The following is a 21300-nucleotide window of genomic DNA, read 5'->3' as shown; positions in this document are numbered from 1 at the left end:
AATTTTTCTGCTTGTTTTTGCGTATCAAAGCCGAGCAGTTGCGCCGGCCGTGCCTGAGTAAAACCTGTGCATGTCGTTTGTCTCCTGTGTTGTAGTTAGTGGCTGTGCCTTTAATGGCCGCGCGATCCAGGTCAAGGCAGGCATAGTACAGAATCCTCGCCAAAAAGATAGATAAGCGCTTAGTGTTTTTCGATATCCAGGTACTGCCAGTCGGACCCCAGTATAGGGTGATGCTTAAAACCCTTGATCCACGGCCGGATCATCCAGTTGCGCAGGCGCGACACCGACAGCACCCACGCCGTGTCGGCTTCCATCTGGCGCGTCATCTCTATATAGAGCTGGTTGCGCTCGGGGCCGGGCGGCAGCGCCTTGGCCTTGACATAGAGTGCATCATAGGCCGGCGAGCTGTAGCAACCGTTGTTGCCTTGGCCGACATTGGGGCCGTACAGCAGTTGCATGAAATTGTCGCCTTCAGGGTAGTCGGCAATCCAGGAGCCATTCCACATCATCAGCTTGCATTCGGTTGCGGCTTTCAGGTTATCGGCGAAATTACTGACCTTGAAGTCGGCCCGAATGCCGATCTGGTCCAGTCCGCGCTTCCAGATTTCAGAGAACACGACGTTGATCGCATTCGCCTCGGTGGCTATCTTGAGCGTCAGCGGGCTGCCGTCCGGCAGGGTGCGGTAACCGTCGGCGCCACGCTTGTAGCCAAAGTGATCAAGCAATTTGTTGGCCAGCACCGGATCGTAGGCGATGCTGCTGCGGTAATTCGGGTCGTGGCCGACCACGCCTTCGGGAATCGGCATTTCCGCCTTGACCGCCAGGCCCATGCGGACTTGGGTAATTTCGTCCTGCACGTTATACGACATGGCGATGGCGCGGCGCAGTGCATTCTTGGCAAGACTGGTGCCGCCGATCAGGGGATCCTTGAAGTTCAGGAAGGTGTACACCACGCCCGGTTCGGTCACGGTATAGAGTTTGATGCCTTCGTCGACGAAGGAGGGCTTCAGCTTTTTTCCATCCAGGACGGTCGGTGCGGCGACCTGCGGCAGGTAGTCAAAATCGAGTTGCTTGCCTTGGAATGCCAGCCAGCGCGATTGCTCTTCCTCGATGATGCTGATTTCGACGCGCCCGATTTGCGGCATCCGCTTGCCTTTCATGTCGTGCACCAACTGCTCGTCCCAGGCGCTGCCGTCTGACTTGAAATCCCATGTATAACCGCGGTATTCCGGATTGGCGACCAGCACGATCTTGCTGCGCGGGACATATTCCTGCAGCATGTAAGGACCGGTGCCAACCGGATGCTGGCCGCTCTGGTCGCCGTAAGCTTCAATGACTTCGTGGGCCTGTGCACCCATGGAAACGAAAGCCATGATGTACATGAAGTTGTAGTCTGGCGCATTCAGGCCGATTTTCAGGGTGTAGCGATCTGGCGTTTGCAAGCCTGCCACGGGTGCATCGTAATCAAAGCGGCCGCTTTTCTTGGCTTTGGCCACCAATTCGTCCATTCCGGCGATTTTGCCGTCCAGGACGTTAGCAGACGGCGAACGGTTCTTTGGATCGAGGAAACGCTTGAGTGTGTACGCATAGTCCTGCGCGGTCAGCTCACGCCGAACGCCCTTGAACGCCGGATCGGGAGCAAAGTAAATCCCTTTCTTGATATGGAAGACGTAGGTCTTGCCATTATCGAGAACCTCGGGCATCGCCTCTGCCGTTCCTGGCACCAGCTTGGATGGGCGGGCAAGATAGTCATACGTTAACAAACGTTCAAAAACGGCTTCCGCTACATAGCTGGAAAAGGCGTTGTAAGTACGCACCATATCGAAGCCATCGTCTGCCGACTCAAAAGCAACACGCACCATTTTGGACGGATCAGCTGGATTTGTTCCCGCATGGATAGGAAATGCTGCAGTTGCAATAGCCCCAAATAGCAATATTGGTGCAGTGCAGGATCGTATCTTTCGCTTTAAGTTCCACATTATTCGATATCTATTTTCTTGCCTTACGGCAGTGAATTGCTTTCTATTTTTTAGAAAAATGGCTTAACTACGCCGTATAACCGGGGTATGTATTTTTGCTATACCCGTATGTGTATTTGTTATTTGGCGTATATAAGCAACAGTATGACCGGCGTTGCTGAAAATAAATGCTGTTTTTATTTTTTTTAGGATACACTAATTTAGCTGCATTACTACATGTGGCATGTTTTTTGCTTGTATGTGTGAGCGGAAATGTTTCTGGAAAACAATCACAAATTGGTCCCAGAAAGATGATCGTTAAGCATTGTTTTACACGCGAAAGAAAATCTGCTTTTTGGTCGTTGCTGTGAAAAGATTTTTGACGCATCGCTCAGAAGGCGATTAACAAATATTGTTGTTTTATTACAAAACTTAAATTTCAACTCTAACTTTTACCCATAGGGAGTTTGGTTATGATGAAGGAACGGGGATTGCCACGTTCGCTGCGACTGATGTTTTCAGGCGGCGTAGCTGTTGGGCTAGGTCTGTTGGCCCATTCAGTTCAGGCGCAGGAGACGAAGACGGACGATGCTCCACAGCAGTTACAACGAGTCGAAATTACTGGCTCATCCATTAAGCGTATTGCGGCAGAAGGCACTTCGCCAATCACGACCATCAAGGCGGATGACTTCGTCAAGCTGGGCGCGACAACAGCCGCTGAAGTGTTGGCCAGTGTTTCGGGCAACCAATCGCAATTCACTACAGCATCCAACGTTGGTGCCGGCAAGACAGTTGGCGCAGCCGCCGACTTGCGCAGCCTTGGCCCAAACAAGACGCTGGTGCTGCTGAACGGCCGTCGTCTGGCCAACAGCGCGTTTGATGGCTCTGCTGTCGACTTGAACGTCATCCCAATCGCTGCGCTGGACCGCGTTGAAGTCCTGCGCGACGGTGCTTCCGCTATCTACGGTACCGACGCGATCGGTGGCGTAATCAACTTCATCACCAAACGTTCCTACACTGGTCTGAACCTGAGCGCAGAAGGCATTGCGCCGGAACAAGCCGGTGGCGCTGAAAAGCGTTTCAATCTGTCGGGCGGTAAGGGCGATCTGGACAAAGATGGCTACAACTTCTTCGGCGTGATCGACTATCACAACCAAAACGGTGTGAAAGCCAGCGACCGCAGCGTCTCCAGGCTGGGTGGGCAAAACCCAGGTGTCGGCCTGAACGCCAGCAGCGGTAACTCCTATCCTGCGAACTACTACGACATCAACAACGGCAACCAAGGCAATCCATATGCCTCAGCCGGTTGCCCTGGCCAATTCACTTTCGTCAAGGGCTCGATCTGCCGCTATAACAGCCAGGCAAACATCGGTATCGTTCCGAAGACCGAAGAAATCGCTCTGCTGGGTAAAGGCACGTTCAAGCTGGACGCCGACAACACGGCATCGATTGAATACCTGCACTCGCAAAGTAAGGTTAAAACCTATGTTGCAGGCGACGTGTTTGCCGGTGACGGCAGCGGCACCAGCAGCGACTACGTCATCAACAGCAACAGCCCGTACTACCCAGGCAACGGCATCACCCCAGGCACAGCCAGCGGTGGTCCATTGTCCCTCAACTGGCGCTCGCAAGATGCCGGCCAACGTGTGACTGAATCGAAGAACAGCACTGATCGTCTGTTGCTGAGCCTCGAAGGCACCAAGTTCGGCTGGGATTACAAGACCGGCGTGTCGTATTCGGTCAGTAAGGCTGAAGACAATCTGGAAGGCGGCTATCTGAACAATGATATGGTCAAAGCCGGCTTGTTGAACGGCATCATCAATCCGTTTGGCCCACAAAGTGCAGCAGGCGCAGCTTACCTGCAAAGTGCCCAGCTCTACGGTACATACGAAGATGCACGTACTCAAACGACATCGATCGACTTTACTGCTAGCCGTGAACTGTTCAATCTGCCTGCAGGTCCTGTCGGATTTGCGGTTGGTGGCGAATTCCGCAAGGAAAAAGCGAACTTCAACGTTGACCACGCACTGGCCGACCTGGACGCAAGTACCGGTTCGCAAGATGCACAATCCTCGTCCGGTAGCCGTAACGTCAAGGCCTTGTTCACTGAGTTGAGCATTCCTGTCGTGAAATCGCTGGATCTGAGCTTGGCTGCTCGTTACGATAACTACAGCGACGTCGGTGGCACATTGAATCCTAAGGTTGGTATCCGCTTCCAGCCAGCCAAGGAAATCATGTTCCGCAGCACGTACAGCACAGGTTTCCGTGCACCGAGCCTGTATGAGTTGAACGATCCAACATCGAAGACTTATACCAACAGCGCTTACAACGATCCAGTCCTGTGCCCAGGCGGTAACGTTGCAGCAGGCGGTATTGCAGCTCGCGATTGCGGCCAGCAATTCTTCAAACTGCAAGGTGGTAATCCAAACCTGCAACCTGAAAAATCGAACTCCTTCACGCTGGGTATGGTGATCGAGCCGATTCCAACGGTGACAGCTTCGGTCGACTACTTCAACATCAAGATCAAGAACCAGATCTCGACAATTTCCGAAGGCGACATTTTCAACGACCCAACCAAGTACGCAGCTGACTATGTGCGTAACGCCGACGGTTCGCTGAACTACATCCTGAACACCAACGTCAATCTGGGTAACGTTCATACCCAAGGTTTCGACCTGGGATTCAACTGGCGCTTGCCTAAGACTGCATGGGGTAACTTCGGTTTGTCCCTGGACGGTACTTATGTCACCCAGTATGACTATCAGTCGGAAGCTGGCGGTGCTTACCTGAACAACCTGGCTGTATATGGTGGTGGTGTGGGTACAGCTGGTGGTGTGGTTTTCCGCTGGAGGCATACAGCAGGCATCAACTGGAACAAGGGTCCATGGGCTGTCTCGCTGCAACAAATCTACACAACAGGCTATCGTGATCAAAACGGTGTCAACGTTGTCGATGCGTATGCGAACCATCAAGTCAGTTCCTATACACGTTACAACATGTCTGGTACCTACACTGGCTTCAAGAACATCACTTTGACTGCTGGTATCAAGAACCTGTTCAATACCAACCCACCGGCTTCTAACGTTACTGATAACTTCCAGTATGGTTACGATGCCCGTTACGGCGATGTCATTGGTCGTGCGTTCTTCGTCCGCGCCAACTATCAATTCTTCTAATAGCGGGATTTGATTGGCTTAAGCACTTTCGTAAGTGGACCACCTGGGAAGTTTTCCAGGTGGTTTTAGCTTTTCGGAATGCATAAGCTAAGTACAATGTTTCTGCTGTTTGTTAAAGCATTGATGTAGTATTTACGAACTACGACAATTGGGTGATGGCAAACCGAAAATTCTTTTATTTAAATATCAATAAAAGGTTTTGGAACCATCATCCGCCTGACAGTTACTCGGCAAAGCAGTTGCTGTTTGATTGGTACGGTTTTTGCGTAGTCGTAGGTCGGCAAGTAGTTCACTCATCAGATTGCAAGTAGTTTTAGCAATTGAATAATGTAGTATCGGAGGAAAGAGGCATGGATTTCACGCAGGATGGGAGGAACCCTTCCAAGAATGTAGTTGGCATCAGCGTGGTTGTTCTTTTGCATGTGGCTCTTGTTTACGCACTTGTTACAGGGCTAGCTCGTAAAGTTGTCGAAGTGATTCAGCAACCGGTCGAAACCAAGATCATTGAAGAGATCAAGCCACCGCCGCCGCCACCACCACCACCGAAACAGGTGATACCGCCGCCGCCAAAATCGGTTGCGCCACCACCACCGTTCGTACCTCCACCAGAGGTAAAAGTAACACCACCACCGCAAGACAACGTTATTGCAGCTGTAACCAATGTCAAACCACCGACCAACGAATTGCCTACCTCGGTAGCGCAACCTTCGACGAACGGCGAAGCCGGGCCATCGCACACCAGCGCAAAAATTGCTGGCAATTGCGAGAAGCCAGAGTATCCAAGAACTTCTTTGCGTAATGAAGAAGAGGGTACTGTGAACGTCAAGCTGACTATCGGTGTAGACGGTAATGTGGTTGATGCTGTAGTTGAGAAGGGCAGTGGTTTCAAAGACCTGGACAGAGCCACACTAAAAGCGTGGAGCCTGTGTCATTTCACCCCTGCCATGGCCGATGGTAAACCTGTGCAATCTTCTACAAGAATGCAGTATGTTTGGAAGCTGGAATAAACAGAGCGTAGAACAACTACCTTGTACGTTATCTCAGCAATCTAATTTATCAAATTTGGAGTATTAGTATGTCTATCACTCGTAATCGCTTATCCGCCCTGGCTGCCGCCCTGATGATCTCCGCCGTGACGATCTCGCCGCTGGCTGCAATCGCCCAAACACCTGCGGCAGCATCTGCTGCCGCTACTGCGTCCGCACCGGCCACCGCCGACGCGCCTAAAGCTGCTGATGCAGCTGCAGCGTCGCTGGCCGACACGCCAATCCCACCACCGCCACCAGCTGATCACGAAACAGTCAGCAATCCATACGGCCTGGACGCCCTGTGGAAAGGCGGCGACTTCGTTGCCCGCGGCACCCTGATCATCCTGGTCCTGATGTCGATGGGTAGCTGGTACATCATCATCACCAAGCTCATCGAGCAAGTGAAACTGATGGGCCAAGCTAAAAACGCCAAGCAAACATTCTGGAAAGCTGCAACGGTTGAAGCTGGTATCGCCGGCCTGAAACCAAACAGCGCTTACCGCTTTATCGCTCAAAATGGTGCGACCTCGACTGAGCACCACGATGGCGCATTGCTGGAACAAATCGACCTGAACACCTGGGTGACCATGTCGATCCAGCGTTCGGTAGAGAAAGTGCAAAGCCGCCTGCAAGACGGTCTGGCATTCCTGGCAACTGTTGGTTCGACAGCACCGTTCGTCGGTCTGTTCGGTACGGTCTGGGGTATTTACCACGCGCTGACAGCAATCGGTATCGCCGGCCAAGCGTCGATCGATAAGGTTGCAGGCCCAGTGGGTGAAGCGCTGATCATGACTGCAATCGGTCTGGCAGTGGCTGTTCCTGCGGTTCTGGGTTACAACTGGCTGGTTCGTCGCAACAAGAGCGCCATGGAAGAGATCCGTTCGTTCAGCGCCGACCTGCACTCGGTCCTGCTGAGCGGCGTGATGTCGTCGAGCCAGGCTGGTCAAGTGGCTAACATCAAGAAGAAGGTTGGCTAATCATGGGGATGTCACTCGGTTCATCCGATGGGGATGAAGACGAAGTGATCGGCACGATCAACACGACGCCGCTGGTGGACGTCATGTTGGTGTTGCTGATCATCTTCCTGATCACGATTCCGGTGGTGACGCATACGATTCCAGTGAAGTTGCCGAACGAGTTCGACGAACCTTACAAGACCAAGCCAGAGAACATCAACCTGGCGGTGAATAAGCAAGGGGACATGTTCTGGAACGAGCAACTGGTGCCGAATACGACGACTTTGTTGGCGAAGCTGAAGGAAGTGGCGGTCATCGTGCCACAACCGGAGCTGCATATCCGCGGCGACCAACAGACCAAGTATGAATATATCGGCAAGGTGATCCTGACTGCGCAGCGGGCAGGGATTGCCAAGATCGGCTTCATTACTGAACCGCCGGCACGCAACTAATCCCTTTATCGGGGCTGTAGGGTGGGCAGGCTGTATTGCCCACGTGTCATTGCACAAGGATGGATGTGTGCAGCAACGCGTGGGGACAAGTGCCCACCCTACAACATGAGGAGTAGTTTATGGGTATGAATGTAGGTTCATCCGGCGGCAACGCCAACGATCCGGAACCGATGATGGAAATGAACATGACGCCGTTGATCGACGTCATGTTGGTGCTGATCATCATGCTGATCATCACGATTCCGATCCAGAATCACGCGATCAAGCTGAACATGCCGACTGGTAATCCGCCACCGCCGTTGGCGTTGCCGGTGGTCGACACGGTGGACATCGATCCGGCTGGAACAGTGATGTGGAACGGTACGCCGATGGCGAATCGTGCCGAGCTGGAAAGCCGTTTGAAGGCCGTGGTTGCGGGCGGAAATATCGATGAAGTGCATCTGCGTCCGAACAAACTGGTGGAGTACAAGTCGGTCGCTGCCGTGATGGCATCGGCGCAGCGCTTGGGCGTCACCAAGATCGGTATCGTCGGTAACGAGCAGTTCATGGAGTAATAGATAGTATTTGTTTCCGCATGAGAAAATAGGCAGGTTTATACCTGCCTATTTTCGTTTTCGATTGAAAGAATAGTTATGTCCAAATTACGATTCGCTCCGATTTTCGTGTTGTTGGCTGCAGTTGGTTTGACCTCCACGCTTCCTGTCCTGGGGCTGGCCCCGGCCGCCTATGCCGCCGATGAGGCAGAGCAGCCGAAGGGTGAGACCGTGCGCGCGGAAGTCGGTTTGCCGTTGCAGGCAGCGCAGGAATTGATCAAGCAGCAGAAGTACAAAGAGGCGTTGGCAAAGATCGCCGAGACCGACGCTGTCCCAAACAAGACACCGTGGGAAACCTTCACCATCGATCACATGCGCGGTGCTGCTGCGGCGCGTGCCGGCGACACCGAACTGGCAGGGAAATCGTTTGAATCAGTGATTGCTTCCGGTCGCCTTTCCCCGGCTGAACAAGTCAAGGTTGTCCAGGCTCTGGGCAATATGTACTACGACGCCAAGAACTATCCAAAGGCGATCGAATGGTTGACGCGCTCGATGAAAGAAGGCGGCGCCGATCCGCAAACCAGGACTTTGCTGATCCAGTCTTATTACCTGAGTAACGATATTCCACGCGCCACCAGCGAGCTGCAGTCAGCCATCGCCGCCGACGAAAGCGCCGGCCGGGCGCCGAGCGAAATCGAGTTGAAGTTGCTGGCCAGTTGCGCACTCAAGAGCAATGACAAGGGCGGATATCAGGTTGCGCTCGAAAAGCTCAATACTTACTATCCGAAGAAGGATTACTGGCTGGACCTGATCGGCCGTGTCCAGAACAAGCCGGGATTTTCCGATCGCCTGGTGCTTGATCTGTATCGTTTGAAGGCCGCTACGGTGCAGTTGCAAACCAGTTCGGAATTCACAGACATGGCGCAGTTGTCGCTGTTGGCTGGTTTCCCGGCGGAAGCCAAGAAAACCTTGGATCAAGGTTACCAATCCGGATTGCTGGGAAGTGGCCCGGATGCCGCCAAACAGAAGCGTTTGCAGGACCAGGCCGGCAAGGCTGCCAGCGACGATCTGAAGTCGATGACGCAAAGTGAAACAGCGGCGGTCAATGCCAAAGAAGGCACCGGACAAGTCAACCTGGGATACGCGTTGGTCACCGCAGGTCAATTCGACAAAGGCTTGCGTCTGATGGAAGATGGCCTGAAAAAGGGCAATCTGAAGCGTAGCGACGACGCCAAGCTGCATCTCGGTATTGCGTATCAGTTGGCTGGGCAAAAAGACAAGGCTATCGAAGCATTCAAGTCGGTCCAGGGTACTGACGGTGCGGCCGACCTGGCACGTTTGTGGATCATGCAGGTGAACCATCCGCTGAATTAAATTTGACGGTTGAGCGGAAAACGTAGAAGCGGAGTCGTTTGCAGTGACATGCAACGGCTCCGTTTTTGCATGAGGGATATTGAGTCGTGGTCAGTCGAAAAAAAGCCCCATCTTTCGATGAGGCACTTTCAGACGGATAACGATCTTTTGCAGATGTCCTCGCTATTTTGCACAGCGTAGGCAACAAACTGAAAAGTGTTAACCCTTCGGCCCTCTAGGGGCGGCAGGTGGGATCATGTCCACGGCTTGATCGGGTGTCAGCGTTTTCATGTTCTGCTTGGTTTGTCGGGTTGGCAGGTTGCTGCCGGTAGCGTAAATATTTTCCTGATTGTTGGCAGAGGCGGGGGTCGGCTCGTCTGCCGGGGTTGCACATGCCGCAAGGACCGGCAGGATAAATGCACAAACAAAAAGTGTTTTCATAGCGTTGTCTTCTTTGTCTCTCAAGGTTGGAAATAACACATTTTTAGTACAGATCGACACGCGATACATTGCGTTACATTGCAGAATTGCACGATAGCATATTTACTTTCACGAAGGCAAGTTAAGCGCCAGACGGATCAATGGCTTGTGCCGCATAATGTTGTGCTTTCTTTACGCGATAACCATAAGTTATCGCGGTTTTTTGGCTTTGCTCAATTGATTTCACCCCAAATCACAACGGACAAAACATGTACATCAAACACGCAATTGCCTTGTCAGCCATCCTCACCAGCAGCGGCGCTTTCGCCCAGCAGTGCCAGCCCGGCGGCCAGCCTCTGGTTTATCCGATCAGCAAGAAAGTAGACCAGGTCGACGATTATCATGGCGTCAAGGTGGCGGATCCCTACCGCTGGCTGGAGGACGCCAACAGTGATGACACCAAGGCGTGGATAGACGCGCAAAACAAGCTGACGCAGGCATTCCTTGAAAAAATCCCGGCACGCGAAGCGATTCGCGAACGGCTCACCAAGCTCTGGAATTACGAACGTTTCAGCGTGCCGTTCAAAGAAGGCGGGCGCTACTTCTACAGCCGTAACGATGGCCTGCAAAACCAGGCGGTGCTTTATACCGTCAAACAGATCAACGATGAACCGCGGCTGCTGCTTGATCCCAATACCTTGGCGGCCGATGGCACGATAGCGTTGGCCGGCATCGCGGTCAGCCCCAACGGCAAGTACCTGGCTTACGGCACCGCGGCTTCCGGTTCCGACTGGAACGAATGGAAGGTACGCGACATCGTCAGCGGCAAGGACACTGCCGATCATTTGCAATGGGTGAAATTCTCCGGCGCCTCTTGGGCGCACGACAGTTCCGGGTTTTTCTACAGCCGCTACGATGCGCCGAAGGAAGCAACCAAGCTGGCCGACGTCAATTATTTCCAGAAACTCTACTTCCATAAAATCGGCACGCCACAAGCCGACGACGTGCTGGTCTACGACCGGCCCGACCAGAAGGAATGGGGTTTCGACGGCCATGTCACCGACGACGGCAAATACCTGATCATCAGCATCTCGCAAGGCACCGAGCAAAAGAACCGGGTCTACTACAAGGACCTCAGCAAGAAGGATGCGCCGGTCTTGCCGCTGCTCGACGATTTTGATGCTTCCTATGCCTTCATCGATAACGACGGTCCGGTGTTCCTGTTCAATTCCAACAAGGATGCGCCAAAGGGCCGCATCATCGCGATCGACACGCGCCACCCAGACGCGGCGAAATGGAAGGTGATCGTCCCTGAGTCGGAACAGACGCTGCAGGGCGCCAATGTAGTCAACCACCAACTGATCGTCGATTACCTGAAAGACGCGCGCAGCCAGGTCAATATCTATGCGCTGGATGGCAAGCTGATTCGTGAAGTAGCCTTGCCCGGTATCGGCTCGGCCGGCGGCTTCGGCGGCAAGCGCAACGACAAGGAAACCTTCTATTCCTTTACCGGCTTCACCACGCCTGCCAGCATTTATCGCTACGACCTGCAAACCGGCAAGAGCAGCCTGTACCGCCAGCCCAAGGTCGATTTCGATCCGAATGCCTTCGAAACGCGCCAGGTGTTCTATAGCAGCAAGGATGGCACCAGGGTGCCGATGTTCATCGTCTCGAAAAAAGGCCTGAAGCTTGACGGCAGCAATCCAACCTACCTGTACGGCTACGGCGGTTTCAACATCTCGCTGACGCCGGCATTCTCGGTGCCCAACCTGGCCTGGATGGAAATGGGCGGCGTCTATGCATTGCCGAACCTGCGCGGCGGCGGTGAGTACGGCAAGGCCTGGCATGAAGCCGGCACCAAGCTCAACAAGCAGAATGTCTTCGATGATTTCATCGCCGCGGCGCAATGGCTGATCGCCAACAAATATACCTCGCCGCAGAAACTGGCGATCGGTGGTGGCAGTAACGGCGGCCTGCTGGTTGGCGCGACAATGGTGCAACGGCCGGAACTGTTTGCCGCAGCGATTCCGCAAGTCGGCGTGATGGACATGCTGCGTTTCCACAAATTCACGATCGGCTGGGGTTGGACTTCCGATTACGGCTCGTCCGACAACGCCGAGGAATTCAAGGCGTTGTACGCTTATTCGCCGCTGCATAACCTGAAGCCCGGCACATGCTATCCAGCGACGCTGGTGACAACCGCCGATCACGATGACCGCGTGGTGCCGGCGCACAGCTTCAAGTTTGTCGCTACCGAACAGGCGGATCAAGCTGGTTCGGCGCCGGTGCTGATTCGCATCGACACCAAGGCCGGCCATGGCGCCGGCAAGCCCACTTCGAAGCAGATCGAAGAAGTGGCAGACCGTTGGGGTTTCCTGACCAAGGTGCTGGGCATGCAGCCTGGACCAGATGGCGCAGCGGCGGCCGGCGAGCCGGCCAAGTCCAACAGCAACTGAAATTGGCAATCTGAGCGGCTGCGAGAACCGGTAGGGTGGGCACTTGTGGCCACGAGAATGCCGGTTAATCGATACGTGAATTCCGCGTGGGCAGAAATCTGCCCACCCTACTGCCTCGAGCTGCCATCGTTTCTGCGTTCACGCGCATGAGCCAAGCCATCGCCAGCAGGCAGGGTGGGCACTTGTGCCCTCGAGAATGCCGGTTAATCGATACGTGAATTCCGCGTGGGCAGAAATCTGCCCACCCTACGGCCTTGAGCCCCCATCGTTTTTTGCGTTCACGCGCATGAGCCAAGCCATCGCCAGCAGGTAGGGGGGGCACACGTGCCCACGAGAATGCCGGTTAATCGATACGTGAATTCCGCGTGGGCAGAAATCTGCCCACCCTACGGCCTTGAGCCTCCATCGTTTCTGGGTTCACGCGCATGAGCCGAGCCATCGCCAGCAGGTAGGGTGGGCACTTGTGCCCACGCGGAATTTCGGCAAAAAAACCTAGAGTAGCTCCCGTATCGCATCTGCAAATTCCCGCGGCGATTCTTGCGGCAGGTTGTGGCCGGAGACCGGAATCACGCGCCGCTGATACGGCCCGCTAAAAAAGCGCTGGTGCTGTTCCGAACCGCCAATCAGGCTGACACCGTCGCCGGCGCCGTCCAGCGCAATGGTCGGTACTGAAATCACCGGTTGTGCCGCCAGCAGGAGTTCGCTGCCGGCGACCGCAGGATCGCCCGGCACCAGGCCGTAGCGATGACGATACGAGTGAATGACGACTTCGACAAAGTCTGGATTGTCGAAAGAGAGAGCAGTGCGGTCATAAGTCGCCTGGTCGAATTGCCAATTCGGCGACCACAGTTTCCACAGCAGCTTGCAGAATTCGCGACGGTTCTGCGCGAGACCGGCACGGCCGCGTTCGCTGTGGAAATAATACTGATACCAGTAGCGCAACTCGTTTTCCGGCGTTTGCGGCTTGCTGGCGGCGGCAATGTTCTGGATGTTGTAACCGTCGACGGACACCAGCCCGCGTACGCGCGCGGGCCACAATGCGGCAACGATGCAGGCAGCGCGCCCGCCCCAGTCGTATCCCGCTAGCACCGCATTTGGGATCGCCAACGCATCCATCAGCGCCAACAAATCGTGCGCCAGCACCGCTTGCTGGCCGGAGCGCGGCGTGGCAAGCGATAGGAAGCGGGTCGGCCCAAAGCCGCGCAAATAGGGCGTGATCACGCGGCAGCCTGCGTCCGTCAGTAACGGTGTCAGATCGTCATAGGCATGGATATCGTATGGGAAGCCATGCAGCAGCAGTACCGGCTTGCCGTCGGCAGCGCCATTTTCTTCATAGGCGACGTTGAGCACACCTGCTTCTATCTGTTTCAACATGGCAGTCCTTTCAAGTGCACTTGGCTACGGCCTGGCGCCGCGCAAGTTGCCAGCCACCTCGCAAGGCAAGGAGGTGAATTTTCATTCTAGTGCAAATAAAAGCCAGGGATTGAGTGCAGTCGTCGCCAGCCAGCAATAATTGCCAGTTAACCTATACTGGTGTTATGGCTTTCCGCTGTAGACCTGCTCCGACGACGTCGCCAGATCGCTGATGGCAGGTCATCCTCGACAAGGAAGGAGGCACAAAATGCCCTGGAATTTCGGTTGGATAGGTTTGGCTTTTGCCATCTTTGTGTTGGTGATTTTGCTGAACATGGCGATCTACATTTTCCGCGAATACGAACGTTGCGTGGTATTCACGCTGGGACGCTTTTCGGGAGTTCGCGGTCCTGGTCTGGTGCTGATCATTCCAGCCATCCAGCAACTGGTACGGGTTGATTTGCGCACCGTGGTGCTGGAGGTGCCGACACAAGATGTGATCTCGCGCGACAACGTCTCCGTGCGGGTCAACGCAGTGGTTTATTTCCGCGTCATCGATCCCAGGAAAGCCATCGTCGAAGTGGCGAATTTCTTCAACGCCACCAGCCAGTTGTCGCAAACCATGCTGCGCTCGGTGCTGGGCAAGCACCAATTGGACGACATGCTGGCCGAGCGCGAGAGGCTGAACCTGGATATCCAGCAGGCGCTCGATGCACAAACCGATTCGTGGGGCATCAAGGTGTCCAATGTCGAGATCAAACAGGTCGACCTCACTGAATCGATGATCCGCGCGATTGCAAGGCAGGCCGAGGCGGAACGCGAACGGCGCGCCAAGGTGATCCATGCGGAAGGCGAGTTGCAGGCATCGGAAAAACTGTATCAGGCGGCCCATGTCCTGGCGCAGGAACCGCAGGCCATCCTGTTGCGCTACCTGGAAACGCTGACCGTGATCGGCGCCGACAAGAATACTACCGTGGTGTTTCCGTTGCCGATGGATTTGCTGTCCAGTTTTTTGGGGAGCAAGAGCAAGACTTAGCGTTCGACCATATAATTACCTGATCGCAATTCCTGGAGCAACGCCGATGTTGCGTTGCCCCAGTCTTGCATTCCAGGCATAGCTAGAATTGCCAAGTCTTTATCCCTTCCCAGGACCTGCATGAATCCCATTACCCTGCAAACGCTCGCCAATTTCCCGCAGCAACTTGAAGCGCACTATGCGGCGATTCCCGCCGATTTCAAACATTGGGCGCCGGCCTCGTGGGATGGCGTACCGAGTGAGCCGTTTACCGCGATAGAGCAAGTCTGCCATGTTCGCGATATCGAGATCGACGGCTATCATTTGCGTTTCCGGCGCACGCTCGACGAACAGCATCCGCTGCTGGTTTCCATCGACAGCGATGTGCTGGCCAGAGAACGCAATTACGCCGCCGCCAATGTCGATGAGGCGTTCGCCGATTTCCGTCAGGCGCGTGCGCAGACGGTCGCACTGATCAGCGAACTGCATGCGGCGCAGTTTGATCGTACTGCGGAGTTTGAAGGCTACGGCCCGCTGACGCTGCGCAGCCTGGTGCATTACCTGTGCAGCCATGACCAGCAGCATTTGGCGGGATTGCAATGGTTGCTCGGCAAGATCGAAGCTGAACCTCAGACTTCAAGTAATAAATAAGGATCGAAGCGTGCATTTTCTTCATTGCCGGCGCGCGCATAGCCGCGCGGATTGCTGACCACGCGCGTTGCGCCGATGCGATAGTCGAAGCTGTCATGGACGTGGCCATGCAACCACAACGATGGTTGCCATTTCAGGATGCTTGTTTCCAGTTCTGATATGAAGCAGGCATTCAATGGCGAACCGGCAAACCTTTCGTGGATGCTGCCTTTGCTTGGCGCATGATGGCTGATCACGACGGTAGGGCCGTCGTGCGCTTGCGCGAATTCCCTGTCCAGCCAGGCGACCGTATCGTCGAACAGCATTTGCGACAGGGCGGGTGTGAAGGTCTCGGGAAAATCCGGCGCTACGCGTATGCGCGAAAAATCCCTGACCAATTCAACCGCCTGCTTGATGCCGCTCTCGCGTTGTTCTTCACTTTCAAAGAATCTGAAATCCGTCCACAACGTGCAACCCAGGAAGCGCACGCCGTCGATCACTACCTTTTGCTGTTGCAGGACTTGTACCTGCGACCCTGTTGCAGCGGTGCGTAGTTCCGACATCGTGCCGTTCAGGTCGCGCCCATAGAACTCATGATTGCCAGGCACATACAGCGTCGGCACCGGGAATTGCCTGGCCCATTCGATTGCTTCCGTCGGGCGCCAGATATCGCCGGCCAGCACCACCACATCCGCGTCGGTCTGCGGCGGCGGCATCGGATGCACCGATAAATGCAAATCTGAGAGCAATGAGATTTTCATGGTGTGGGGAATTGTCGGGTTGGCGTTAAAGCGGGTGGTTCAAGTTGATTATTCTAATCCAGAGCGGCGGTGCTTCATGCTCCGGAACGCGGTGGTTTTCGTCGTACTTAACACCTGCAGCTAACTGGGATCAGAGTGCATGCCACGTCGTTAGATGAAAACCATGAATGCATTCTGTCTTTCTCCAAATCCATCATGCCATGGCGCGCAGCGCCTTCTTCAACGCTTGCTCCAGCGTCAGGCAATGCTTGTGCAGCACCTTGGCGAAGGCATCCACAAGGTTTGACGACGGGCGATGCGTCGGCCTGACGAGGCTCACGGTGAACGGCACCGATTCGGTGAAGCGGCGCAAATACAGGCCGCGTCCGGCTTCGTCCATTGCTGTCAATGGATTGACGATAGCGATGCCCAGGCCTTGTCGCACCATTGCGCAGACCGAGGCGGCGCTCGCTGTCTCAATCGCCATGCGGCGTTCCACTTGCTGTCCTTCGAACACCTGGTCCAGTTGCTGCCGATAGATGTCGAGACTCGCCAGGTTGATGAAATTCTGTCCGGAAAAATCCTTGGGTGCGAGTTTTTGCTTGGCCAGCAGCGGATGCCCATCCGGCAGCACGCACACCATGTCCCCAGAAAACAAAAGGCTTTGCTCGGTGGCTGGTGGCGCGGTGACGGTTTCGGTGATGCCGATGTCGTGGCGTTGCGAGGTCAGCCATTCTTCCAGCAGTGGTGATTCCTGCGGCGTGATGCTCAGGCCCACTGTCGGGAAGTCGTCGAGGAAGCGGCGGCAGGCCAGCGGCAGCAGTGTTTGCGCAAATGTCGGCAGGCAGATGATGGAGAGTTGTCCATGCTCAAACTGGCGGATCGAGCCGGCCATGCTGACGATGCGCTCCAGGCCCAGGTAGGAGCGCCGCACCTCTTCATACAGCAGCAAGGCCGGGGCGGTCGGCAGCAGGCGGCCACGCACCCGGTCGAACAATTTGATCCGCACCAGCGATTCGAAACGGGCCAGCTCGCGGCTGGCGGTCGGTTGCGAGGTGCGTAGCAGTGCGGCAGCGCCGGTGACGCTGCCGGCGGTCATGACGGCGCGAAATACTTCGATATGCCTGAGCGTGATGGACATCTGCAAATCTCCGGGGAAAACAGGATGATATCAAACCATATCGTATATGAATGAAGCTTGAAAGAAATGATATTTTATTGAATACTGTTTTTGGAGGAAGATACTGCCAACTATCTATTTATCCTGGAGAATCACCATGACCCCGGCCCAGCTTGCCACCTTTCCCGATCTCGCCCGCCAGCACGGCACGCCGCTCTGGATCTACGATGCGGAAACCATTGTTGAGCGCATACAGCAGCTGCGTGCTTTCGACGTCATCCGCTTTGCCCAGAAAGCTTGTTCAAATATCCACATTTTGAAGCTCATGCGTGAGCAGGGCGTGCAGGTTGACGCCGTGTCGCTGGGCGAAATCGAACGCGCATTGCTGGCCGGCTACAGCCCGCAGGGCGAACCGGCCGGCTTGGTGTTCACCGCCGATTTGCTGGATCAGGCGACGCTGGCGCGCGTCACGCAACTGGATATCGAAGTCAATGCAGGTTCGATCGACATGCTGGAACAACTCGGCGCCGCCAAGCCAGGCCACCGGGTCTGGCTGCGCATCAACCCGGGTTTCGGCCATGGCCACAGCGCCAAGACCAATACCGGCGGCGAGAACAGCAAGCATGGCATCTGGCATACCGATCTGGAGCGTGCGCTGCAGGTGATCCAGAAGCACGGCCTGAAACTGGTGGGCTTGCACATGCACATCGGCTCCGGCGTCGATTACAGCCATCTGCAGCAGGTATGCGCGGCGATGGTCGATACGGTCAAGCGCCTCAATTGCGATCTCGAAGCGGTATCGGCCGGCGGTGGCCTGTCGATTCCGTACCAGGAGGGTGGGGCGCGGATCGACTGCGATCACTATTTTTCGTTGTGGGATGCGGCGCGCAAGCAGATCGAGGCCCACCTCGGGCATGCGGTCCGCCTTGAAATCGAACCGGGCCGTTTCCTGGTGGCGGAAGCCGGCGCCTTGCTGTCTGAAGTGCGCGCGGTGAAGGACAACGGCAACAATCACTTCGTGCTGGTCGACACCGGTTTCAACGATCTGATGCGCCCAGCCATGTACGGCAGTTATCACCGCATTTCACTGATCTATCAAGGCCAGCCTCCAGCAGATGTCACGCCGCGGCCGACTGTGGTGGCCGGGCCGCTGTGCGAATCGGGCGACGTCTTCACCCAGCTCGAAGGCGGCGTCGTCGAGCCGCGCGAGTTGCCGCCGGCGCGGGTTGGCGACTATCTGGTATTGCACGATACCGGCGCCTACGGCGCGTCGATGTCATCCAACTACAACAGCCGCCCCTTGCTGGCTGAAGTCTTGATCGAGAACGGTACGCATCGCGTAATCCGCCGCCGCCAGACCCTGGCTGAGCTGATCGCGCTGGAAACCTTCGAATAAGACAAGCAAGTTTTTCCTGGGTTGGGGACGGCTCCATGCTGTCCCCGATGATTTCGGCAGGTCTCTGTAAAGGGACCGAAAAGGCCACCAGGCCTTGTCATACTGAGCACCGGAGCTACCGGCTGCTATAAAAATCCCCGCGTTTCCCCTTCAGGCACCACTGGTGCCTATGATTTGTTGTCGTCTGTTGTTGTCTTTTGTTGCTTTTCGGCATCATAACAGGATGGTCACAGAATCTTCATATCCCTGACATATTTGCTCGCGATACTTCGGCCATTCCCAAGAGCGCAATGGCGACATGTACATGCTTGAAAACGAATCTCCCCTGCACCCATTCATCGCCGCAATCCTGCCGCAGTTCGATCCAGCGTCGCGCCTGCGGCGACCACGCTCCAGTCTTCCGTTAAGCCCGCCGGCCAGTTCCGTCAAGTCACATGAAGTCATTCTCCGTCCCAGCGACGTCATCCCTCACAAGGAAACAACAGGACCATCATGATCAAGAAAAACCGCCGTCACTTTCTGCGCGCCGCAGGCGCCACGCTTGCCGCCACCACTTATTCGGCAGCCGCCAATGCAGCTTTCCCGGAAGCCATCCGCAGGGCCTTGGCGATTCCCGCCAACAACCGCACCGGCACCATCCGCGACGTTGAACATGTGGTCATCCTGATGCAGGAAAACCGCTCCTTCGATCATTATTTCGGCACCCTGCACGGCGTGCGCGGCTTTGGCGACCGCTTCCCGATTCCGCTGCTCAACCAGCGCAACGTGATGCAGCAAACCTATACCGACAAGACCACCGGCAAGTCGCGCATCATCCTGCCGTATCACCTTGATAGCAAACTGGGCAACGCGCAGCGCGTCAACGGCACCAACCACTTCTACGATAACGCCCAGGATGCCTGGGACCTGGGCCGCATGAATTCCTGGCCGACCTACAAGCAGACGCAGTCGATGGGTTATTACACCAAGGTCGAGCTGGATTTCCAGTTCGCACTGGCGAATGCCTTCACCGTGTGCGACGCCTACCATTGCTCGTTCCACGGCGGCACCAATCCGAATCGCGTATTCCACTGGACCGGCACCAACGACCCCAAAGGTCTTAACGGCGGCCCGGCCATCGACAACTCGCAAGAGCAGCTGGATAGCTCTACCGCAGCAACCAGCTATCGCTGGAAAACCTATCCGGAACGGCTGCAGCAGGCCGGGGTGAGCTGGAAGGTTTACCAGAACATGCCAGACAATTTCACCGACAATCCGCTGGCCGGCTTCGCCACCTATCGCCAGGCCAACGAGAAGCGCGGCAACGTCGCCAATTCCGGCGCGCCTTACCCGCCATACTTGCCGACTGACGATAGCGCCAATCCGCTGCTCAAGGGCATCGCCAACACCATGCCCGACGGCGGCTTCCTTGGATCGCTGCGCGAAGACATCGGCGCCGGCACGTTGCCGCAGGTGTCCTGGATCGTGGTTCCTGCCACCTATAGCGAACACCCGGGGCCATCCAGCCCGGTGCAGGGCGCCTGGTACACGCAGGAAGTGCTGAACGCGTTGACTGCCAATCCGGACGTGTGGAGCAAGACCGTGCTGTTGATTAACTTCGACGAGAACGACGGCTTCTTCGACCATGTGCCGCCGCCATGCGCGCCAGGCTTCGAAGGCAACGAGCTGGCCGGCTATTCCAGCGTCGATACCGACGGCGAATATTATTTGAGCACGCCGCCCTACAACAAGCATCCGTTCGGCCCCGGCCCGCGCGTGCCGATGTATGTGATTTCGCCTTGGAGCCGCGGCGGCTGGGTCAATTCGCAGGTGTTCGACCACACGTCGGTGCTGCGTTTCCTGGAAGCGCGCTTCCATGTGAAGGAAGAAAACATCAGCCCGTTCCGTCGCGCCGTCTGCGGCGATCTGCTGACTGCGTTCAATTTCGTCAATCCTAACCACGAGCCATTGCCGACGCTGCCGAAGCGCTCGCGCCAGCAAGCTGATGCAGTACGCGCCCAGCAAGAGCGCTTGCAGCAAGTTGCGCTGCCGGCCGAAGGCACGCAGGTGTTCCCGATGCAGGCTGCCGGCATTCGTCCATCGCGCGCATTGCCGTACGAATTGCACGTTGGCGGCCGCACCGACCAACGCAGTAACAAGATCGTGCTGAGTTTCCGCAACACGGGCCGCGCCGCCGCCGTATTCCATGTCTATGATCGCCTGCACCTGGATCGCGTACCACGCCGCTACGTGCTGGAAGCCGGCAAGAGCTGGCAGGACGCATGGGACCTGAACGCCGACCGCGGCGCCTACGATTTGTGGGTATTGGGACCGAACGGCTTCCATCGTGCATTCCAGGGCAATCTGGCGGCTCTCTCGGAATCGGCAACGGCAACGCCGGAAGTGCGGCTCAGCTACGACACTTTCGCCAAGCGGATACGCCTGACGATGGTCAATACCGGCGCCAGGACTTGTGTCTTCACGGTCAAATTGAATGCCTATCGCCGGGAAGGTCCTTGGACATTCGAGGTGCATCCAGGTCGCCAGATTGAGCAGCACTGGGCAATCGCCAGCCAGGGCAACTGGTACGACTTTAGCGTGACAGTGCCGCTGGGCGGTTTCAGTCGCCGCTTTGCGGGGCGCATGGAAACCGGGGCACACGGGGTGAGCGATCCGGCGATGGCGGTGACCTGAAGGCCAGCGGTATCTCGTGTTGGATTTCTCGCCTTGGCATT

17 protein-coding genes are annotated in these 21300 nt (G+C 55.9%); 12 read left to right on the top strand and 5 right to left on the bottom strand.

Features of this window, described 5'->3' with window-relative positions:
• Positions 1-179 precede the first annotated feature (179 nt).
• Positions 180-1862: an ABC transporter substrate-binding protein gene (locus ACIPF8_RS07070; protein ID WP_400418796.1), complete on the bottom strand. Its 1683-nt coding sequence runs from the start codon at positions 1860-1862 to the stop codon at positions 180-182.
• Between the two features lie 569 nt (positions 1863-2431).
• On the opposite strand from ACIPF8_RS07070, the gene ACIPF8_RS07065 reads away from it, so the two are divergent.
• The 6 genes from ACIPF8_RS07065 to ACIPF8_RS07040 all read left to right on the top strand — a co-directional run bounded on the left by ACIPF8_RS07065 (position 2432) and on the right by ACIPF8_RS07040 (position 9477).
• Positions 2432-5134, top strand: coding sequence for a TonB-dependent receptor (locus ACIPF8_RS07065; RefSeq protein ID WP_400418793.1), 2703 nt, complete (start codon positions 2432-2434; stop codon positions 5132-5134).
• Positions 5135-5484: 350 nt separating this feature from the next.
• Positions 5485-6141 carry an energy transducer TonB gene (locus ACIPF8_RS07060; RefSeq protein WP_400418791.1) on the top strand — a complete coding sequence of 219 codons (657 nt, stop codon included), beginning with the start codon at positions 5485-5487 and terminating at the stop codon, positions 6139-6141.
• Between the two features lie 68 nt (positions 6142-6209).
• Positions 6210-7139, top strand: a complete 930-nt coding sequence (locus ACIPF8_RS07055; RefSeq protein WP_400418407.1) for a MotA/TolQ/ExbB proton channel family protein — start codon at positions 6210-6212, stop codon at positions 7137-7139.
• 2 nt (positions 7140-7141) lie between these two features.
• A complete protein-coding gene (locus ACIPF8_RS07050) occupies positions 7142-7570 on the top strand; it encodes an ExbD/TolR family protein (RefSeq protein WP_400418404.1) in 429 nt (142 codons plus the stop codon).
• A 119-nt stretch (positions 7571-7689) separates the two neighbouring features.
• On the top strand, positions 7690-8124 hold the full coding sequence (locus ACIPF8_RS07045) for a biopolymer transporter ExbD (protein WP_128082993.1): 435 nt from the start codon (positions 7690-7692) through the stop codon (positions 8122-8124).
• Between the two features lie 78 nt (positions 8125-8202).
• A complete protein-coding gene (locus tag ACIPF8_RS07040) occupies positions 8203-9477 on the top strand; it encodes a tetratricopeptide repeat protein (RefSeq protein ID WP_400418788.1) in 1275 nt (424 codons plus the stop codon).
• Positions 9478-9675: 198 nt separating this feature from the next.
• Here the strand turns inward: ACIPF8_RS07040 and ACIPF8_RS07035 are convergent, their stop codons facing one another.
• On the bottom strand, positions 9676-9897 hold the full coding sequence (locus tag ACIPF8_RS07035; RefSeq protein ID WP_400418785.1) for a hypothetical protein: 222 nt from the start codon (positions 9895-9897) through the stop codon (positions 9676-9678).
• 248 nt (positions 9898-10145) lie between these two features.
• On the opposite strand from ACIPF8_RS07035, the gene ACIPF8_RS07030 reads away from it, so the two are divergent.
• Positions 10146-12332 (top strand): prolyl oligopeptidase family protein, encoded by a 2187-nt coding sequence (locus ACIPF8_RS07030; protein ID WP_400418782.1) that lies wholly within the window; start codon positions 10146-10148, stop codon positions 12330-12332.
• Between the two features lie 492 nt (positions 12333-12824).
• On the opposite strand, the gene ACIPF8_RS07025 is transcribed toward ACIPF8_RS07030, so the two are convergent.
• Positions 12825-13706, bottom strand: coding sequence for an alpha/beta fold hydrolase (locus ACIPF8_RS07025; protein ID WP_400418779.1), 882 nt, complete (start codon positions 13704-13706; stop codon positions 12825-12827).
• Between ACIPF8_RS07025 and ACIPF8_RS07020 the strand changes: the two genes are divergently transcribed.
• The 3 genes from ACIPF8_RS07020 to ACIPF8_RS07010 all read left to right on the top strand — a co-directional run bounded on the left by ACIPF8_RS07020 (position 13705) and on the right by ACIPF8_RS07010 (position 15351).
• On the top strand, positions 13705-13845 hold the full coding sequence (locus tag ACIPF8_RS07020) for a hypothetical protein (protein WP_400418777.1): 141 nt from the start codon (positions 13705-13707) through the stop codon (positions 13843-13845). The two genes, ACIPF8_RS07025 and ACIPF8_RS07020, sit on opposite strands and share 2 nt — an antisense overlap.
• 108 nt (positions 13846-13953) lie before the next feature.
• Entirely contained in the window at positions 13954-14721 is a 768-nt protein-coding gene (locus ACIPF8_RS07015; RefSeq protein WP_400418774.1) for a slipin family protein, read from the top strand.
• Between the two features lie 120 nt (positions 14722-14841).
• Entirely contained in the window at positions 14842-15351 is a 510-nt protein-coding gene (locus ACIPF8_RS07010) for a DinB family protein (RefSeq protein ID WP_400418771.1), read from the top strand.
• On the opposite strand, the gene ACIPF8_RS07005 is transcribed toward ACIPF8_RS07010, so the two are convergent.
• Both ACIPF8_RS07005 and ACIPF8_RS07000 read right to left on the bottom strand, forming a co-directional pair.
• On the bottom strand, positions 15330-16091 hold the full coding sequence (locus ACIPF8_RS07005; RefSeq protein WP_400418769.1) for a metallophosphoesterase: 762 nt from the start codon (positions 16089-16091) through the stop codon (positions 15330-15332). The genes ACIPF8_RS07010 and ACIPF8_RS07005 overlap by 22 nt on opposite strands.
• 193 nt (positions 16092-16284) lie before the next feature.
• Positions 16285-17211, bottom strand: a complete 927-nt coding sequence (locus tag ACIPF8_RS07000) for a LysR family transcriptional regulator (protein WP_400418767.1) — start codon at positions 17209-17211, stop codon at positions 16285-16287.
• A gap of 130 nt (positions 17212-17341) precedes the next feature.
• Between ACIPF8_RS07000 and lysA the strand changes: the two genes are divergently transcribed.
• Complete coding sequence (lysA, locus tag ACIPF8_RS06995) at positions 17342-18586, top strand: diaminopimelate decarboxylase (RefSeq protein ID WP_400419471.1); 1245 nt, start codon at positions 17342-17344, stop codon at positions 18584-18586.
• A 492-nt stretch (positions 18587-19078) separates the two neighbouring features.
• Positions 19079-21259 (top strand): phosphocholine-specific phospholipase C, encoded by a 2181-nt coding sequence (locus ACIPF8_RS06990; RefSeq protein ID WP_400418764.1) that lies wholly within the window; start codon positions 19079-19081, stop codon positions 21257-21259.
• Positions 21260-21300: the final 41 nt, after the last annotated feature.

This window comes from Collimonas sp. NPDC087041, assembly GCF_044745265.1.
GTDB lineage: Bacteria > Pseudomonadota > Gammaproteobacteria > Burkholderiales > Burkholderiaceae_D > Collimonas.
This window is presented reverse-complemented; position numbering and strand designations above follow the sequence as displayed.

Bases quoted from the DNA above. Each gene is read 5' to 3' on its own strand.
- ACIPF8_RS07040 (WP_400418788.1), top strand. From the start codon at position 8,203: ATGTCCAAATTACGATTCGCTCCGATTTTCGTGTTGTTGGCTGCAGTT.
- ACIPF8_RS07050 (WP_400418404.1), top strand. From the start codon at position 7,142: ATGGGGATGTCACTCGGTTCATCCGATGGGGATGAAGACGAAGTGATC.
- ACIPF8_RS07065 (WP_400418793.1), top strand. From the start codon at position 2,432: ATGATGAAGGAACGGGGATTGCCACGTTCGCTGCGACTGATGTTTTCA.
- ACIPF8_RS07035 (WP_400418785.1), bottom strand. From the start codon at position 9,897: ATGAAAACACTTTTTGTTTGTGCATTTATCCTGCCGGTCCTTGCGGCA.
- ACIPF8_RS07070 (WP_400418796.1), bottom strand. From the start codon at position 1,862: ATGGTGCGTGTTGCTTTTGAGTCGGCAGACGATGGCTTCGATATGGTG.
- ACIPF8_RS06990 (WP_400418764.1), top strand. From the start codon at position 19,079: ATGATCAAGAAAAACCGCCGTCACTTTCTGCGCGCCGCAGGCGCCACG.
- ACIPF8_RS07030 (WP_400418782.1), top strand. From the start codon at position 10,146: ATGTACATCAAACACGCAATTGCCTTGTCAGCCATCCTCACCAGCAGC.
- ACIPF8_RS07010 (WP_400418771.1), top strand. From the start codon at position 14,842: ATGAATCCCATTACCCTGCAAACGCTCGCCAATTTCCCGCAGCAACTT.
- ACIPF8_RS07055 (WP_400418407.1), top strand. From the start codon at position 6,210: ATGTCTATCACTCGTAATCGCTTATCCGCCCTGGCTGCCGCCCTGATG.
- ACIPF8_RS07005 (WP_400418769.1), bottom strand. From the start codon at position 16,091: ATGAAAATCTCATTGCTCTCAGATTTGCATTTATCGGTGCATCCGATG.
- ACIPF8_RS07045 (WP_128082993.1), top strand. From the start codon at position 7,690: ATGGGTATGAATGTAGGTTCATCCGGCGGCAACGCCAACGATCCGGAA.
- ACIPF8_RS07020 (WP_400418777.1), top strand. From the start codon at position 13,705: ATGGCAGTCCTTTCAAGTGCACTTGGCTACGGCCTGGCGCCGCGCAAG.
- ACIPF8_RS07060 (WP_400418791.1), top strand. From the start codon at position 5,485: ATGGATTTCACGCAGGATGGGAGGAACCCTTCCAAGAATGTAGTTGGC.
- ACIPF8_RS07025 (WP_400418779.1), bottom strand. From the start codon at position 13,706: ATGTTGAAACAGATAGAAGCAGGTGTGCTCAACGTCGCCTATGAAGAA.
- ACIPF8_RS07000 (WP_400418767.1), bottom strand. From the start codon at position 17,211: ATGTCCATCACGCTCAGGCATATCGAAGTATTTCGCGCCGTCATGACC.
- ACIPF8_RS07015 (WP_400418774.1), top strand. From the start codon at position 13,954: ATGCCCTGGAATTTCGGTTGGATAGGTTTGGCTTTTGCCATCTTTGTG.